We start from the raw sequence: 16,631 nt of genomic DNA, 5'->3' as shown, positions 1-16,631 counted from the left end.
TTTGATGAAGATCACTTAAATACCCTATTATTTGAACGCCGCTGACATATTTATTATTTAGTGAAATAGCTAAATGTTTAACGTCCTCGGACTTAAGCTTAAAGTTATGTAGATAATTATTAATGTACCAGTTCCACTTTTCTTCCTTAGGTACCTTACTCTCAAGTAAAGAAAAGTCTTCTATAACAAAATCAACAGAATAAAAATATTTAAATACTACATACTCTATATTTTGAGGTAATTTTTTAATAATTCACTTACTCCGTCAGTACCTTCTTTTTCAAGAGCCCACCATTCCAAAAACAGTTTTTCTATATTATATAACACTCGAAAGTCTTCATCAATTGAAATATGATTGCTTAATTCATTAATCAGTTGACTTCGTTCATTACGAATTTCAGTAGCTAATGATAATCCGTTTTCTGAAATGGAATGAGTTCTACCAATGTTATTTATAATTTCAATTGCAGATAATCTTAAATTTAGATTATGATGATTAAGCATCGTTTTTACGACTGCAATTGCCTTTCTCCTTGTATAAATTAATTCAGAATTTGCCTGTAAACTAACAGGTCTCCAAGATGTTTTTCCAAAACCATAATCTGAAACTATATGGGTACCTGAAAGTAATTCAGACAAAGCAGATGATATATTTTCAACAATTGGTTTATCTGAGTTAATCACCCAATTTTGCAAAATCTCTAGAGTAGAATTAATTAAGGCAAGATTATTTTCTGTAGGTGATATTGATGTAAAAATCAATTGATTTGGTTTATAGCTGTCATAAGTACCGTATTTTACTTTTTTATCATATAGTTCACTTATAAACTCCAAAACGTTTTCTCTCGAGTGCCCACTTATTAATAATCTTATTACGATTGGCCCATAATTATCTGTAGTAGGGTAGACATTGTTTAGCCATCGGTGATCAACTTCGGAAATTTGTGGTAATGGAGAGTCTAAGTAAGTGTACATTAAATCCAATGTTTTATCAGGAACAATATGAACAATTTTTTGTAACAATTTTAATTTTTTTATTCGAGTATATCCAAAATCATTGTCAGCATTTTTAACCCAGTCATTTAATAATCCAGAACAATATTTTTTTAAGATCGGGGGATTATCAAATTTCGAGGCCGCTGATAAATTTATAAACACTTTATCAGTAGTTACAAAAATCCATTTTTCTATTAGTTCTTTTAAAGTAGATTCATTAGCAATTTCTTTTAAATTGTAAGCCAGATATAAATCTCCCTTCATGTCAGGATTAAATCTCAAAGAGTTACCAACGATTCTTAATAGACCAATTTTTATGAGAATATCAAGTGATTTGGTTATTTTTTCTACACTTTGTGAACATAGAACACTTAGATTTTTCACTATTTCATCGTCTTTTTGCGAAAAAGGAACTATGAGAGAGAGATTTAATATAAAATTTTTGATGATTGAAGCTTCAAGAACACCATTTAAACATTTTTTAGCTTCATAATTAATGTCATTGACAAAGTTATTTTTAATAGTGTTGAATTCAATTACTTGATCATTTTTAATTTGTTTTCCAATCCACACAATCAAATAAGGATTTAAAAAAGTATTGACGATTATTTCTTCATCGTCTATTCGTTCTTTTCCTGCAACAATTCTCAAAAGTTGAATTAAATCTTCATTAGACCATCTTGTGATCATCAGTTCTTCACGAGAATTTTTGCATGGCAGTTGATTTATTATTTCATTGATGCCTTGTAATCCAGATGTTCTGGTTGACAGAATAACTTTAATATTTTTATTGATATATGAAATATAAGACAAAAGAGGTTTTACTTCTTCTGGATATCTATCGGCGTCGTCAAAAATTAATAGATATTTTTTATTTTTAACTATTTCGTTTGATATTGCATCGTTGATTTCTGGAAATCCAGGAGTTACAATAAAAACTTCTCTATTCAAATCTATCTCATTGATAGTAGAGGCAATTTCCCTTAGTAAATGAGATTTTCCATAACCTCCAGGGGAATGTATTATAAAAATATTACTGGTTTGAGAAAGTATAAAATTTCTGGCCGTATGCAGATAAGCTTTAAACGTAGGAATTTCAGAAGATAATGCTGGAATCAAGTCAATTTCGTTTTTAGAGAAATATTCGCACCAGTTTACAAATTTATATATCTTTGGTTTTGAAAGAGTATCTATTGAGTTTCTTATTTCTTCTGTGTTACTTTCAATTCGGTCTATTTTATCTTCAAGTAAATTCAAACGGAATTGTGTTTTTGCATCATGAGCAGAAACAATTCCCTCTGAAACGGCTTCGTTTAATGTTAGTTTGCACCCTTCAATTAAAATATTAAAAAGATTAGATGCAAAAGAATCACAGTTCTCAGTTTTTAGTTCAAAATTGAGTGAAAATAATAAACAAAAATCATATTTTATTTCTTCAAGACTTTTATGTACTAATCCTTGATCAAAAATTTGTAGAACTATTGATTCGACATCATCGGATTTCAAAAATAAAGATAATGATTTCGCTTCGATTTCTGGAAATTCTTCAAATAAAATTTTCGTTTCAATGATTGATTCGAAGTCCGTCTTATTAATCAGTATGTTTTCAATATCTTTATTAAATATTTTTGAATATGCTAGTTTGAAAGACTCTATAACCAAACTGGGTACAACATTTGTTAGCATTGAAGAAATAACAGTTTCCATATAATAGAATACAACTTATTTAAATTATTTAATTATATTGATGTCATTTTTCCGATCGTTTAATTACTTCGTTTTTGATATTCTTTCTTTTGACGGGCCGCCAGACAAGCTGGCGGAGGCTTCCTATTTATTGTGGATTAAAATATGGTTTCACGGTATAAGGGAAGTATTTCTTAGGTAGGTAGTGGATTTGAACGTTCATTTTTAATATTCTACCATTTCTTGCATGCGAATAATAGGGATGTGAATCAGAGTTTAACTGGAAGTAATTTTAACATTTAGTAACAAACTTTAATTTAAATAAGACATCGAGGTTTATTACTCGAATATTTGTGACACTACACACCACTCTATGAAACTAATTATAAAATTATAAAATAATAAAATAATGTTACAAAGTATCTTATACTATAACACTATTTTAATGCTGAAACTCAGATCACCACCAATACTATCCTGTTATCTGTAGCAACAGGACCGTGTGGACAGATTTTCGTAATGACTGTATTGTATCTACGGAAAAGTCAACCTAAAACAGACATGATGAATTATTTCTGTATGAATCTTTAAGTTTTATTAATTGTAAACAGGCGGGTAAAATGTCAGATAACGTATTTACTCACATTATCAGGATTATTTGGCTAGTTGCCGTTATAATTTTTTTTTTGTTAATTACCCTTCCTTTTATAGCGGAATATATCTCAGGAGACAATATTTTAAATGAGTCCATTGGGCCATCAAAAGACCTCGAAGCAAACATATTGCTAACTGAAAATGAAAAAGTAACTGTTGTATTCAAAACAGAAGAACGGGCTTTAAATTCAGAATCGCTGAATCTATCCTTAGTTGATCCGCAAAAAAAAGAGCTTTTCTGGGAAAAAAGCTTTGAAAAAAGCTTTACTCCTATTCCATCTGATGAGACTGGGACACAAAAGGAAGCTATGACACAACAAACCATCGATTTCTTTTCATTTACACCGAAAGCATCAGGAATATATCATATCAAAATAAGTAACGCTGATTTTCCTACAGATGTCAAAATAGTCTCAGGAATGATAACTCCATCCGAACAACCATCCTACATACCCTTACTATTAATATCTCTTATAGTCATGTTTGCTGGCTGTTTATTCAAGAGTATCAGAATGGGCTTTAGAAGATTTTCATTTAGTGGAGCAATCAATTTTATTATATCTCTATCTCTGAGTCTGATTACAATCTATAAAATAATTGGTTTATAATTTAGCTTGACTATGCCACATTACAAGGTAAAGCTTCATCATTATACTTCATAACCAAATATTTGTTTGTGTTAAAATAGAAGTTGATAGGGAAATAGGGGATCTTATTTGAATATAAAGGTGAAACTTCAGGATGCTGTCAATGCACTTAATTATAGCAGTCTTTCCGTATCGAATAAAAAAGAAGAAGAAACCTGTGCAATTCTGGGTCTTCCTTGTAGAAAAGTGAAGAAAAATAGTTGGCAAAATTACAAAGTTTGTAAACTGAGCATTGTATGAGAATCCGATTTTACTATTTTTCAGTTTTGTACTGGTACTGTAAACCTTATAAAGAACTCAGTCCCAGAATCTCTTTTTAATTCAACTTCTCCTAACTGATCTACCAGGGTTTCCACTAACTGCAATCCAAGAGAATTGGAGTTTTCTAAACTAAAGTCTTCAGGAATACCAATCCCGTTCATCCACATGCTGAAGTGGAGATAACAATGATAGTGCTTGAGGGAGAATTTACTAACAAAAACATGTGAAATAAAGGAAAAGAAAAAGGAGAAGGTACAGAGAAGAGGAAACAGAGAAGAGGAAACAGAGAAGAGGAAACAGAGAAGAGGAAACAGAGAAGAGGAAACAGAGAAGAGGAAACAGAGAAAAGTAGACAGAGAGAGGAGACAGAGGAGAGGAAATAGAGACGAGGAAACAGATAAAAAGAGGCGTTAAATGAGTCAGGAGCAGCTTGAGAGAGAAAGTAACAAAAATGAGCAACCTCGGAGAGGAAGTTATGGAAAACGGGCACAATCGGGAGAAATTGAACAGAAACAACCTCGAAGAGGAAGTCATGGAAAGCAGGGATCGTCGGAAGAACCGGAACAGGAACAGCCTGAGAGAGGAAGTGACAGAACGCCAGATCAGCCAAGGGAAGTTGAAGAAGAACAACCTGGGAGAGGAAGTGACAAAAAAGAAGAACAGCCTGGGAGAGGAAGCGACAAAAAAGAGGAGCAGCCTGGAAGAGGAAGGGGCTGAGGAATATATAATCATAAAAAAGCATAGGCTAAAGTTAAAAGCAGAATCAAAAGGATTCAACAGATATTAGCTGGGCTGCAGTTAGAAACAAATTGAAGTGAGAGGTAAAAACAGTAATAGAGAGGGATTTCTCTCTCACTTCTTTTTGTTTCTGATATCCGGAACCTAAATGAGGAATGGCGAACCTCATTTCCGGTTCTCTTGAAACCTCTCCTAACTAAAGCTTGAGGAATGGCAAAAAACCTCAGCAGCTTTTCCATTCAGGCGGGGTTTCGGATTTGTGGAGGGCAGGGCTGAGGAATGGCGAACCTCGTTTACCTTGCTCTACGTTTTTGCTAAATGCTACTCATGAACCCCATTCAATATTAGCATTTAGAACTGCATGATATAGAATATCAATCACATATAAAACATAAGTGGAAATGATTTTTTTTTTTCTTTGATGTAATCAAGAACACTCAAAATTTTCAAGTGGCTTATCCCCAGATTAGACTAAAATTATTCCAATCAGTAAATATTTATTAAAGTATTCACAACTTGACCACAAAGAATTTATATCATAAATTTCAAAATTACTTAGTTAAATTATACCTCATGTTCAAACTACTTTTCTTACACTCTTCTTTTTACTACTTCCTTTTATATTTCGTTCTCTGTATGAGCTCATTCCAGAACCAGTTTTATTCTTAAATTCAAGGATCTTAATTAAGATATCAATTGTTACTAAAGTTTTTACTGTTTCAAGAGCAATGCCATTCCCTTTTGCCATAATTTTTTTCAGCAGAGTATCTCCACATATCCGCAAGATTTCTTGCCTTAAGATCCAATGACCCCGGCTGCATGCAGGCAAGGTTACTGGCATCTAGCTGGTCTTTTTAGTTGATATTAATAGTAGATATCTATAACTTAGATTTATATGAAAATCAGTCATACATTGATTTCGTAATGAGTAGACTGGTTTAAATATAAAAATAGTAGTCCAGGTAGTCGAAAGTTATAAAATTTATAAAAATAATATAATAAAGAATGGTGTATAAATACTAATTATTAACGTCACCTTCAGTAAAGATACACAACATTAATTTCTTGGACACAGCTTATAACACTAATTTTCGGTCTGAAGGTTTGAACCTCAAAAGACTTGATAAATCAGAAAATGTGGCCAAAAATTCTGAGGAAAGGGGGCAAATTTAGCGTGCCGGATACATCGGATATGTTGATTTTCTGGACTGTGGTTATGTTACGTTTCTTTATACCACTCGCTATTCCCAGATATCCTCTGCCGGCAGTAATCGCTTCTATGGTCCTTGATACCATAGACCAGACAATTTTCCAGCAGTTTACGAGCCTGCCTCTGGAAGGTTACCAGGGCTATGATAAGGCGCTGGACATTTATTATCTGGCGATTACATACCTTTCAACTCTTCGAAACTGGTCAAACCTTTTTGCCTTTAAGATGAGTCGTTTCCTTTTTTATTACAGAATGGTCGGAGTAACCCTTTTCGAAATAACACACCTGCGTCCATTATTGCTTATTTTTCCCAATACCTTTGAGTATTTCTTCTATTTCTATGAAGGAGTCCGCTTGAAATGGAATCCTTCAGTGCTTACAAAAAAGAAATTAATTACGGCTGCGGCCCTGATCTGGGTCTTCATAAAACTTCCACAGGAATACTGGATCCATATTGCCAAACTGGACACAACCGATTGGATAAGAGCCAATCCTTCAAACGCTCTCATTCTGATTGCATGGGCTCTCTTTCTGCTCGGCATTGCATGGGCGCTGCTTCGAGACCTGCCTCCAATGAAGCCTGGTTTTGAAATTGCAGCCGACTCTCTTCCTGCCGCTCCAGAAGGTTTTTCCGGGCAAGTACGTGAGATTAATTTTCCGGTACTTAATTCTGCAGAACGTTTTTTCAATACCGCGCTTGTCGAAAAAATAGTGCTGGTATCCCTCTTGAGCATAATTTTTGCCCAGGTTCTTCCCGAGATACGTTCAACCAACTTCCAGCTGGCGATAGGTATGGCCATCATTATAATAATAAACACTGCATTGAGCCACTGGCTTGCAAAGCATGGGACTCACTGGAGGTCTATAATCCGGGAATTCATAGTGATGACCATGGTGAACTTCGGCATAGTCCTCGCATTTGATTTCCTGCTGCCCAGATATGACGGTTCGATCAACCTTTTTAACGCGCTATTTTTTGTCCTTCTCCTTACCCTGAACGTAACGCTCTATGACAGGTATCGTGTGGTACATATAAGGTATAATGTCGATTGAGGGACTGGCAGGAGAATGGGGAAAAAGTATCCTCTTCAAATTGAGTGGAAATTGAGGAATTTCCACTCAAATATGAAGAGATGCTATCTTTTTGATTTCGTATCCTGAAAATACTTTCTTGCATGATTTTATCCAGTGAAAGACCCTTTCTATTGCACTTTTCTTCGTGTATTTTTCCGTCTACCTTTATTGGTCTTCTTATCTTCTTTTTTTGGTTTTTTTGTTTAGTATATTGGACTTTATTCCTCTTTTTCGGTAACATTTTCTAATCTTAGCTGTATCCTTAGCTGTATCATACATTTCTTCAGCTGTCACTTTGGAAGGTCCGGAAACAGGCCTTCATGTATGTGATTTCTATGATGGAAGATAAGGTTCTATGGATTCCCATAGAACATCATCGATTTCATAAAATAATATAAAACAATATTTATAATTTCTAACTATTGGTTTCTGGATAGGCACAACAAAATTATATTAATAAGTTCGCCCCAGAACTTAAAATTTGCTTCTTAGGCCTTTTATTTTGAATAATCAATCAAGCTCATGATCATGAAAACAATTCTGAGAATTCTCACTGATTAAGAATAAAGTGGCTTTTGGTATAGGCTCAAATCTAGCACTAAAAATAATAATTTTTTAAAATAACATAACATCATTTAGAAAAATTAATATATGAATAATATAAAGTATGATAAAATTTAAAGTTTGTTTGAAATAATATGTAATTAAAAAAATAATAATCGACTTACGTAATTAATTACTATATATTCCAGCTAATGGCTTTAATAGTTGCCAGAAATTAAAAACTTATAGAGAAATTATGAAGAGATGGGCGAATAAATATGCTGTTAAAAAGCAGTAAATTGAACAGATTTTTAATATACGCTGCAGGACTCTTAATTCTTTTTATGCATATTTCTCCTTGCCTGGCAACTTACAATTTTGAAGGTGTTCCTGATCAGGACGAATTAACCGAAATTACATCAGGGACGGTAAAAGGCGGACTTTACGTTGATGGAGGAGAGGGACTTAAGGAAACCCCTTATGTTCAGGAATTCAATATTCCGGGAGATTCCGTAAAATGGGCCAGGGTATATGTGGGTGTATGGGGTGGTACAGAAGAAAAAACCGGAACTGTGGATCTTACGATAAATGGAAAAGATTTTGAAAGTGTGGACTTGGAGGGTAAAGCAGATTCGGGAGATGATGAGGGTCAGAATCCATCAATATATTGTTCTGGGCATGGAGTATATTGGTTAGCTTATGACGTAGGCACAAACATAAGCACCGGACCTGTAAAAGTGGAAGCAAAAACTGAAGGGGACATTGATGGCAGAGTATATGGTATAGTCCTTACTGCTGTATATGAAGATAAAGAAGGAACGAATACAAAGTACTGGATAGAGGAAGGAAATCTGAACCTTCACGGTACAGGATGGAGTGGGGATATGCCATCAACGCATGACGAGGGATATGCCAAGTTTTCTGGACGTATAGATACGGATGAGTACAAAACTGCAACCCTTGCTGTAGCTTATCTCTGTGGCAGTAAAGGGCTTGATGACTCTCTCTACTTTAACGATGAACAGCTATCCGATGGGGATAACAAAAACGATATTGCCGATTCAAAAAGTTATTTTGATTTGAAATTCTTTGATGTACTGGACTTTCTTACGGAAGATGACAACGAAGTTAAGTTCCAAAGAGATGATGAAGATTATGTCCATCCTGTATTGGCCGCGCTAACTTTGGGAACAGAAGAAGCTGGAACCTCCTCTGATCTCATAGTCTCTGGACTTACCTTACCTGTGCTCTGCACAGGCAAAGATAATGTCATCAAGGCAAACATAAAAAATATCGGAACAGACCCGGCAAGTAGTTTTCAGGCAGCACTTTATGCTGATGATGAAGTAGTATCCACTGCTTCCGTATCTTCTCTTGCCAGTGATAAAAACAAAACTATAGAGTTTAATTGGAAACCTGCCAGTGATGGACAGAAGGCTCTAAAAGTATATGTCGACTACGTGAACAAGATAAAAGAAAAATGTGAAATAAATAATTGCAACATTCCTGTTCTTGCCAAAATTGTCGATATGAATCCACCCGAGATTGAAATAAAATCACCTGAAGACGGAAGTTTCGTAGACGCTGGAGAGATAACTGTAAGTGGAACGGTTGAAGACACAAGTCGGAACATAACAGTGGACGTGAACGGAAAAAAAGCCTTACTTTCAGAAGGGGGCTGGAGCGCAAAAGTGCCTTTGGTTTCAGGACCTAATGTAATAACTGTTTGCGCGGGGGATAAAGCAAATAACACAGCAAAGGAAGTTATCGTTATCAACCGAAAAGCTTCTTTCCTGCGTGACTTTAATGAGTCTTCCTTGTCTAAAAATAAAAATAAAACAAGATCTACTAATGAGACTCATCAGATTCCCCAGTATGAAGACCTGTTACTAAATAAGATCGACCTGTCAATAAATAAGATCTATCTATTTATCAAAAAATTGATCTCTAATTGGTGGCAACGATTTTGAAAACCAGGACATACAATCGAAGCCTGTATATAGGGTGTTCTTTTGCAGGTTCTAATAAAATTGGAAAGCAGGCATGTTTTTCCAAATTTTACGTAGTCTCAGGGTTTATTTTGGCTGCTTTGCTCATAAAGTTACAAAACTGGAGGGAACAGTCATGAAGAGAAAAGGTAATTTCTATACAATTGCGGTTTTTTTAATTGTTTTTTACATGCTCATAGGTATTATGCCTGCTGCGGCAAATGAAGATGAATGGAGCAGCCTGACCGTTACTCTCGGAACTGAAAATTCAATAGTAAGCATAGTTTCTGTTGATGAATACACTATTGAAGCATTGAAATTTGATGGTTATGGCATGGTCTGGCTTCGTGTCTCGAAAAACGGTTTGACTCTTGGGGATACGGTCCTGGAAAATAACAGTTCAAGCTGGTGTTATATGGACAATAACAACATACGGCTTAAGGCTTGCAACGTCACCAATATGGAAAACCTTCCTATGTTTTCTAATCTTTGTTCACCTGAAGCAGAAGTAGTTTTTGAAGCAAAAAAGTCCGCCGATGAAACATCTACCGAAGATAACGTGAGTCTGGCACTTGATTTGGAGGCTGATAAAGATGAGTACCTGCTTAGTGACGAAGTAATTGTTGATACGGAGATTCGAAATATAGGGAACATTAAAGCAGACAAAGTAAAATTTAATGTTGACCCCGATGGGCTTCTGGTTCAGGATGGAGGTCCTGAAAATATAACGATTGATAAAGGTTCAAAAAAATCTTTTGAACTTCGTCTCAGGTTTCCAGAAAGAATAAAAGATAATTATAGTATAACCGGAAATGTGAGTTGGGAAGATAATTCCGGTAAACATTTCCTTTCAAAAGTTGTAGACATTTCAGTCAGCGAGCCCCTGAAAATCTATAAATACACAGGGTCCGAAGTTTTTATAGGAACTCCTGCATATGTTACGGTTTCCGTTAAAAACGTTCAAGACAGGCCAGTAAATATCTCATTAATCGACCCGGTGCCAGCAACATTTACAATGATTAACAACTCCGAACTGGCCTCCAGTGTCCTGGGTTTGGATAATTTGTCTTATTTGAGCCAGGATTTTGTGCTGGCCCCGGAAGAAATGAAAACAATTTCTTACTCCATCAAATCCGAAAAACTCGGAGCACACAGGGTACCGCAAACTCATGCATATGCAAATTTATGCGGGCAACTATACAATGAATGTTCAGATTCCGAAGATATAATCACAGTATATGATAATATTTCATACAAAGAATATAATCATGAGACTCAGGTAGAAGAAATATCTCCTGTAAAAACAAAATTGTCCGTTAATCTGGTTCCAGCATAATTTTTTTGGTCTTCATAACTTTATTATTATAAGGCGAGAAACTCCCTTCCTCGAAAACCTGAGCATGAAATGGTTCTAGGGAGAGGTACTTGACTTTCATAACTTTTTATAGTTATAGAATGAGGAGAGATTCAAGAGTTCTATGCTTTCACGAAAGTCGAAGCAAGAAATCCACTGCTTTAGTTGTGGAAGGACTTCGCCAACTCTAACAACATTATTTTCATCGTGTGTTGACTTATTTTAAGTCAAAATTCCAATCATATATGAGCATCTCATGCACAAATCAATGAGGGTTGCAACGGTTCGACGCTACTGGCTTTAGTCAATAAGCCTATTGTCCTCTGCCTCTTTCGAGGAATTTCTATGGGCTTTGTGTAGTCAATGAGCCTATTGTTCTCTACCTCTTTCGAGGAATTTGAAAGCCAAGCCAACTACTTTAGCTGCTGGTAATTGACACCTTATCTGACAATTCTATTGTGAACTCACCGAAGCAGGCAGCAGCCAGGATGAAATGTTGGTAGTTGACAGCTTATCCGACAATTATATTGTGGGGTAAAAAGATGACAAAACAACATGAAATTCTTCGAATAACAAGTACAGGTAAATAAAATTTTAAATAATCTTACTCTCTTTCTAATTTTCCCTGAAAATTTTCAGTTATGATTTATTATTTAAGTAGCCTCCTTCTCATTAGCAGCCCTGAAATCACCAGACATACATATGCAAGGGATGCATTAAAACCAGGTAAAACATGGAACTTTTCTTCATAACTTTTAATTTTAGTCAGATCAGAAGGATTTTTTTCACCAAGGTTTTTAATTGTATTACCAAGACTCTTAGTAATAACTTCAAAACTTCTGGTTGCATTATCAATACTCTTGGTCATAATTACTTGCAAATTTTCAGTGTAATCTTTTAGTTCCTCATCTATATGTGTAGCATTCTGACTAAAATTAAGCCTGTCGTCGATGTTTTCCAAAGATTGCTGCAAGGTCTTGTTGATTTCTATTTTAGTTAAAGGATTTGAAGAGTTTTCTATCCCTTTTGAATAACTACCATTGGAAGAGTTTTCTGTTCCTTTTGAATAACTACCGTTGGAAGAGTTTTCTATTCCTTTAGAAGAGCTACCACTAGAAGAGACTCCTTTAGAAGAGCTACCACTAGAAGAGACTCTTTCAGAAGAACTCTCTTCTAATGTGGAGACTTCAACATGAACAGGAATTATGACCCCCGCCCCAACAGATCTTCCTGGTATGGTGCATGGAACATATATTTTGCATTTAATGTCTGTTTCAGTAGAAGCGGGAACTTTGAGCGTAACTCTAACTTCTTTCGTTTCTCCTGCTTTTAGATCAAAGGAGGAGGGAGAAAAGGTAAACCAATTTTGATAAGTACTTTCATTAACAAAAACATCATATCTTGCAGTTTCATTTCCTGTATTTATCACATATATCTGTTGCTCTGCAGACGTCCCAGGAGCAAGTTTAAAACTCATATTTCCTGGGCTCACTCCAATTCCCATACCATACGCTGCAGTTCCTTGCAATGAGATCAGAAGGACGCTAATGAATAACACAATCTTTACTTTCATTTACAAACCTCACTATTTCCCAGTACAAATTTTATGCATAATTTAAGTTTGACTTTTCACGTTTAGAGAGTTATCTCGTCTTTTGTGCAAATGTAAACGTAGTTCAGTATTCTGAGACGGATTCAAGAGAACTTTCTGCGAGATTCATAATTCTTAACTTCAAGTTATCAAGATTTTCAAAAAAGGCGACTTTTTTTCCTGATAAAATATCCTGCAGAATTAGTCTACCGAACTCGTCATCCTGTCCGGATTTTAAATTCAGGATCACAGAACCCGCAGAATAGGTAACTGAAGCTGCAAGTTCGTCACAGTCACCATCCGTAACTCCAATAATCGGAATTCCAAACCTGGAAAATATACTTCCTGCAATCTCAGTTGTGTCGTCTCCAATGGTAATAGCAATGTCTGCTCCTTCAATCATCTCAAGTGAACGCTCTGCACAGTGGTCTATAAGAATGACCTTAACTCCGTTTTCAGGAGTTGTCTCCATTAAAGAGTTCTTTTTTAAAATAGCAGTTTTTGCCACACATTCGCTTTTGTCTTCAGGAGAGCTTTTATGGCCTTTGAAATTTTCCCGCTGAGTACCGGTTTTTATCCAGGACCTGGAAAGGTCTATAGGTACTCTTTCTCCATGCTTATGGAGAATATCAATACCCTGCTCTTTTAGAATTCCTCCTTCTATTGAGGTCAAGAAACCATCTTCGGATATGAGGGTGACCTCAGAAGAAGTAGCTTTTCCAATAATGATCCCCTCAACAAGTATGTATGCCCCGGGAAAAGCTGATATTCTTCTCAGAATCCGCCTTCCCTGGTTGGTTATTTCAATAGTATTAATCGGACGCGGAGGCTGGGAAATTTTTAGATTAAGCAATTTGGAAAGTTTTTCAACATGGGGTTCAGCAGCCTGATTCCATGGGATGATTTCACCATCGAGACAACCGGGCCTTTCTATCTGTATAAGAGGCTTTTCATCAGGGTTTTCTACATGCGAGACTACGATCCTTCCAAAAGTTCGGCCTGTTTGGAGCTCTCTACCATGGTTCAGAAGGCACACCATGTCATTTGATTTAAAGAGAGTCCCAATACAGGCACTTGGACTTCGAAACTGGTTAATTTCAATCAAGTCTTCCAAACCGGCATCAATAACTGCAACTTTTCCCAATGTACCGCAGAGACAAGCGTCGACAAGGTTTTCCCTGGAGAGTAGTGTAAGAATATTTTTAATTATCTGGGGGGAATCCATAAGCTGGACATTATGAATAACAATTCCAATCTTCATAGATACAAGTCATATAGTCAAACTAATTATACTCATCGAATTAATTTCGTATTAAATAGGTTATATTTCTTTATAATATTTAGTTATATCAATTTTTATATTATCAAAATCTGTTTGGAAATCTTTTATGGTTAAGCTTGTACATCAGATTAATACAACGTGATAAACTCATTTTATGACTATTAAAAAATAAATTACATTTTAAATTCGGGCTTAAATTCGAGCTTGTTTCCAAATAAGTACCTGTAAAAATCAAAAAAGATATATATTCATAATTTATGTTAACTAATAAAAAATAAGTAACATTTAATCTTGTAATCAGCAATGTTTTTTCTTTCATTAATTATACGTTACTGTAATCATAATGCATTGATCTGGCTACGTTTTGGTCTTATCCCTGCCCCATTACAGTAATGGAAAAGGAAACAAGGATTGTTGAACGATGTTTGACGAAGAATTTTCAATGGCAATAAGGCAGTTGCGTCTTAAAAAACTCCGAAGCCTGCTGATACTTCTAGGAATCGCAATTGGAGTAGCATCTGTAGTAGCCGTCGTCTCTTTCGGAGAAGGTCTACGAATCAATGCGGTAGAAGAGATTCAGAAGTCTCGTGACCTGACTTTAATTGATGTTTCTCCAGGTTTAAAAGATAATGGACTCATCCTGCTAAGCGAATCGAAAGTAGAAGAACTAAAAGAATATGGGAATCTGGTCTGTCCGTATGTAAAAGATGCCTATGTTAGTCCTTCAGGGAGCTATTTTGACTTATTTGGTGTTCAGGAAGATTACAGAACTGCAAATGAGCTTGAGCTTGCCGGAGGGGGCTGGTTTGAGAGTGGGCAGAACCAGATTGTACTTGGAAGTGACCTGTGGGAAAAACTGGAAAAATTGGACGGAGCCGAGATAGGGACACCCATAACAGCTAAGTTGCGTCTTTATGGAGCTGATGGGAGACCAATCGATAAGGAAGTAAGCTTTATTCCAACGGGCTATTTAAAGCCAACTGGGAGCGAAATCGACAATGAAGCTTTTATGAGGCTTGGATATGCAAAGGAACTCAGCAAAAAGGAGTATTATGATGGGGCTCTGGTTAAGGTGGAAAGTTCTTCTCTTGTTACCGATACAAGAAAGAAGATCGAAAAACTTGGGCTTGCTACTTCAAGTGCCCAGGACGAAATCGATTCCGTTAACCGGATAATGAACGCGGTGACTCTTATCCTTGCTTTTTTTTCGAGTATTACCTTGCTTGTAGGTGGACTAATGGTAATCAACACTATGGTGGTCTCGGTCTACGAACGAACCCGGGAGATAGGGATCTCAAAAGCTCTTGGTGCTTCAGAATCTGACATCCTGCGAATGTTTTTAGCTGAATGTCTGTTTATCGGGGCTCTTGGTGGGATTTTTGGAGATTTCTGTGGTGTTATTTTCTCGATGCTCATAGATAAAGTAGGAAGACCACTGTTGATATCACGGCTCGGAATTGAAAATATCGGCCACCTGACTGCATTAAACTTCGAGATTCTTGCAGCCGGTTTTATAATCTCTTTATTTGTGTCCGTGCTTTCAGGGCTTTATCCTGCCTGGAGGGCTGCAAAACTGGATCCTATCAAGGCATTGAGACATCTTTGAATGGAATACTTAGCTTTTCCGGGAGATGATTTAGTTGGATACTGGAAAGAAAATCTTGATAATAGGGCTGCTTGGAATCGGGCTTTTGCTCCTTTACTTCTTCTCCGGAAACGGAGGCTGGCAGGGAGATGGTATTCCTCCATATACGATTGCAGAAGGAGTTGTCAGAGGAGAAGTCTATGTTGATGGGGGACATGGCTATACCGGGGAAAACCCTTATATCCAGTATTTCAAACTGCCTTCTGGGGACATCAAATTTGCTAGACTTTACGTACCCGTCTGGAACTATAAAAGCGGGAATAGTATCCGTGTAACTGTCAATGGCAATAACCTTGCAGTAAAGCAGGAGCCGGATTATTCTTCGGCCTGGGGAGTCGGCCTCTATTGTTTACAAATCAATAATTCTCTCCATGATGGAATAAACGAGGTTTCTATCTCTCCTGAAATCCCAGGAGGTGGCCCTTACGGCACTACCCTCGTAGCTGTTTGTGAGAACAGGTCCCTGCCTCCGGTCAAGTTCTGGATCAACGAGGGCAATTATGCTCTTGCGTATACAACTAATAAAGATGATGTAACGAGCACTTTTGAAGGCACATCCCCTGGGAAAAATGCAAGCCTCTATACAATGATTGTAGCAGGCACTGAAGGGGAGAGAGATGAACTGTACTTTGATTCTACGAATATTGGAAGCGATGTTGGCAGGTCTGCTCAGGGAAAGTACTTTGACCTTTTTTCAACTTCAGTCTCGCTGAAGAGTACGGAAAGCTCTCTTCGCTTTGAACGGGGAGATGAAGGCTACTTACATCCCTGTGTTGCAGTCCTCGTTTCTGAATCGGAATCGAATGATGAGTATCTTAAAATACATGAACAAAAAAGCGCAGAAAGTCAACAGGTGCCTCTTCCAGTAATAATCGTCTGCCTTCTAGCTTTCCTTGCTATTGCCATCAGGTTCAGGAAGAGATATGTTCAGGAAGAATAGGTTTAGGAAGAATAGGTTAGGA

At 36.4% G+C, this 16,631-nt stretch carries 13 protein-coding genes; 9 read left to right on the top strand and 4 right to left on the bottom strand.

Annotated elements, in window-relative coordinates; all coding sequences use genetic code 11:
* Window positions 1-225 precede the first annotated feature (225 nt).
* Window positions 226-2,703 (bottom strand): hypothetical protein, encoded by a 2,478-nt coding sequence (locus A9239_RS16060; protein WP_141706491.1) that lies wholly within the window; start codon window positions 2,701-2,703, stop codon window positions 226-228.
* A gap of 599 nt (window positions 2,704-3,302) precedes the next feature.
* Between A9239_RS16060 and A9239_RS16055 the strand changes: the two genes are divergently transcribed.
* The 4 genes from A9239_RS16055 to A9239_RS16045 all read left to right on the top strand — a co-directional run bounded on the left by A9239_RS16055 (window position 3,303) and on the right by A9239_RS16045 (window position 5,031).
* Window positions 3,303-3,944, top strand: a complete 642-nt coding sequence (locus A9239_RS16055) for a hypothetical protein (protein WP_048154982.1) — start codon at window positions 3,303-3,305, stop codon at window positions 3,942-3,944.
* 108 nt (window positions 3,945-4,052) lie between these two features.
* Complete coding sequence (locus A9239_RS19760) at window positions 4,053-4,223, top strand: hypothetical protein (protein WP_155396477.1); 171 nt, start codon at window positions 4,053-4,055, stop codon at window positions 4,221-4,223.
* Window positions 4,224-4,439: 216 nt separating this feature from the next.
* On the top strand, window positions 4,440-4,658 hold the full coding sequence (locus tag A9239_RS16050; protein WP_048154985.1) for a hypothetical protein: 219 nt from the start codon (window positions 4,440-4,442) through the stop codon (window positions 4,656-4,658).
* 16 nt (window positions 4,659-4,674) lie between these two features.
* Window positions 4,675-5,031, top strand: coding sequence for a hypothetical protein (locus tag A9239_RS16045; protein WP_048154987.1), 357 nt, complete (start codon window positions 4,675-4,677; stop codon window positions 5,029-5,031).
* A gap of 528 nt (window positions 5,032-5,559) precedes the next feature.
* Here A9239_RS16045 and A9239_RS19755 read toward each other — a convergent pair.
* The gene (locus A9239_RS19755; protein ID WP_155400459.1) at window positions 5,560-5,730 is read right to left on the bottom strand and encodes a hypothetical protein; all 171 of its coding nucleotides are present in this window, start codon (window positions 5,728-5,730) and stop codon (window positions 5,560-5,562) included.
* Between the two features lie 426 nt (window positions 5,731-6,156).
* Between A9239_RS19755 and A9239_RS16030 the strand changes: the two genes are divergently transcribed.
* From A9239_RS16030 to A9239_RS16020, 3 genes are all read left to right on the top strand, one after another.
* On the top strand, window positions 6,157-7,245 hold the full coding sequence (locus tag A9239_RS16030) for a hypothetical protein (RefSeq protein ID WP_048156856.1): 1,089 nt from the start codon (window positions 6,157-6,159) through the stop codon (window positions 7,243-7,245).
* A gap of 842 nt (window positions 7,246-8,087) precedes the next feature.
* Window positions 8,088-9,779: a DUF3344 domain-containing protein gene (locus A9239_RS16025; protein WP_080941508.1), complete on the top strand. Its 1,692-nt coding sequence runs from the start codon at window positions 8,088-8,090 to the stop codon at window positions 9,777-9,779.
* 154 nt (window positions 9,780-9,933) lie between these two features.
* Window positions 9,934-11,133, top strand: a complete 1,200-nt coding sequence (locus tag A9239_RS16020) for a hypothetical protein (protein WP_052712716.1) — start codon at window positions 9,934-9,936, stop codon at window positions 11,131-11,133.
* Between the two features lie 667 nt (window positions 11,134-11,800).
* Here the strand turns inward: A9239_RS16020 and A9239_RS16015 are convergent.
* Together A9239_RS16015 and A9239_RS16010 are read right to left on the bottom strand one after the other, a co-directional pair.
* Window positions 11,801-12,724: a hypothetical protein gene (locus A9239_RS16015; protein ID WP_052712717.1), complete on the bottom strand. Its 924-nt coding sequence runs from the start codon at window positions 12,722-12,724 to the stop codon at window positions 11,801-11,803.
* 103 nt (window positions 12,725-12,827) lie between these two features.
* Complete coding sequence (locus tag A9239_RS16010; RefSeq protein WP_048119038.1) at window positions 12,828-14,003, bottom strand: DUF2117 family protein; 1,176 nt, start codon at window positions 14,001-14,003, stop codon at window positions 12,828-12,830.
* 442 nt (window positions 14,004-14,445) lie between these two features.
* On the opposite strand from A9239_RS16010, the gene A9239_RS16005 reads away from it, so the two are divergent.
* Window positions 14,446-15,630 carry an ABC transporter permease gene (locus A9239_RS16005; protein WP_048119036.1) on the top strand — a complete coding sequence of 395 codons (1,185 nt, stop codon included), beginning with the start codon at window positions 14,446-14,448 and terminating at the stop codon, window positions 15,628-15,630.
* A 34-nt stretch (window positions 15,631-15,664) separates the two neighbouring features.
* A complete protein-coding gene (locus tag A9239_RS16000) occupies window positions 15,665-16,609 on the top strand; it encodes a DUF3344 domain-containing protein (RefSeq protein ID WP_048119033.1) in 945 nt (314 codons plus the stop codon).
* Window positions 16,610-16,631 lie beyond the last annotated feature (22 nt).

It is taken from the genome of Methanosarcina sp. A14 (assembly GCF_001729375.1).
Taxonomy (GTDB): Archaea; Halobacteriota; Methanosarcinia; order Methanosarcinales; family Methanosarcinaceae; genus Methanosarcina; species Methanosarcina barkeri.
Note: the sequence above shows the minus strand (reverse complement) of the source record. Positions and strands in the feature narration are given on the sequence as shown.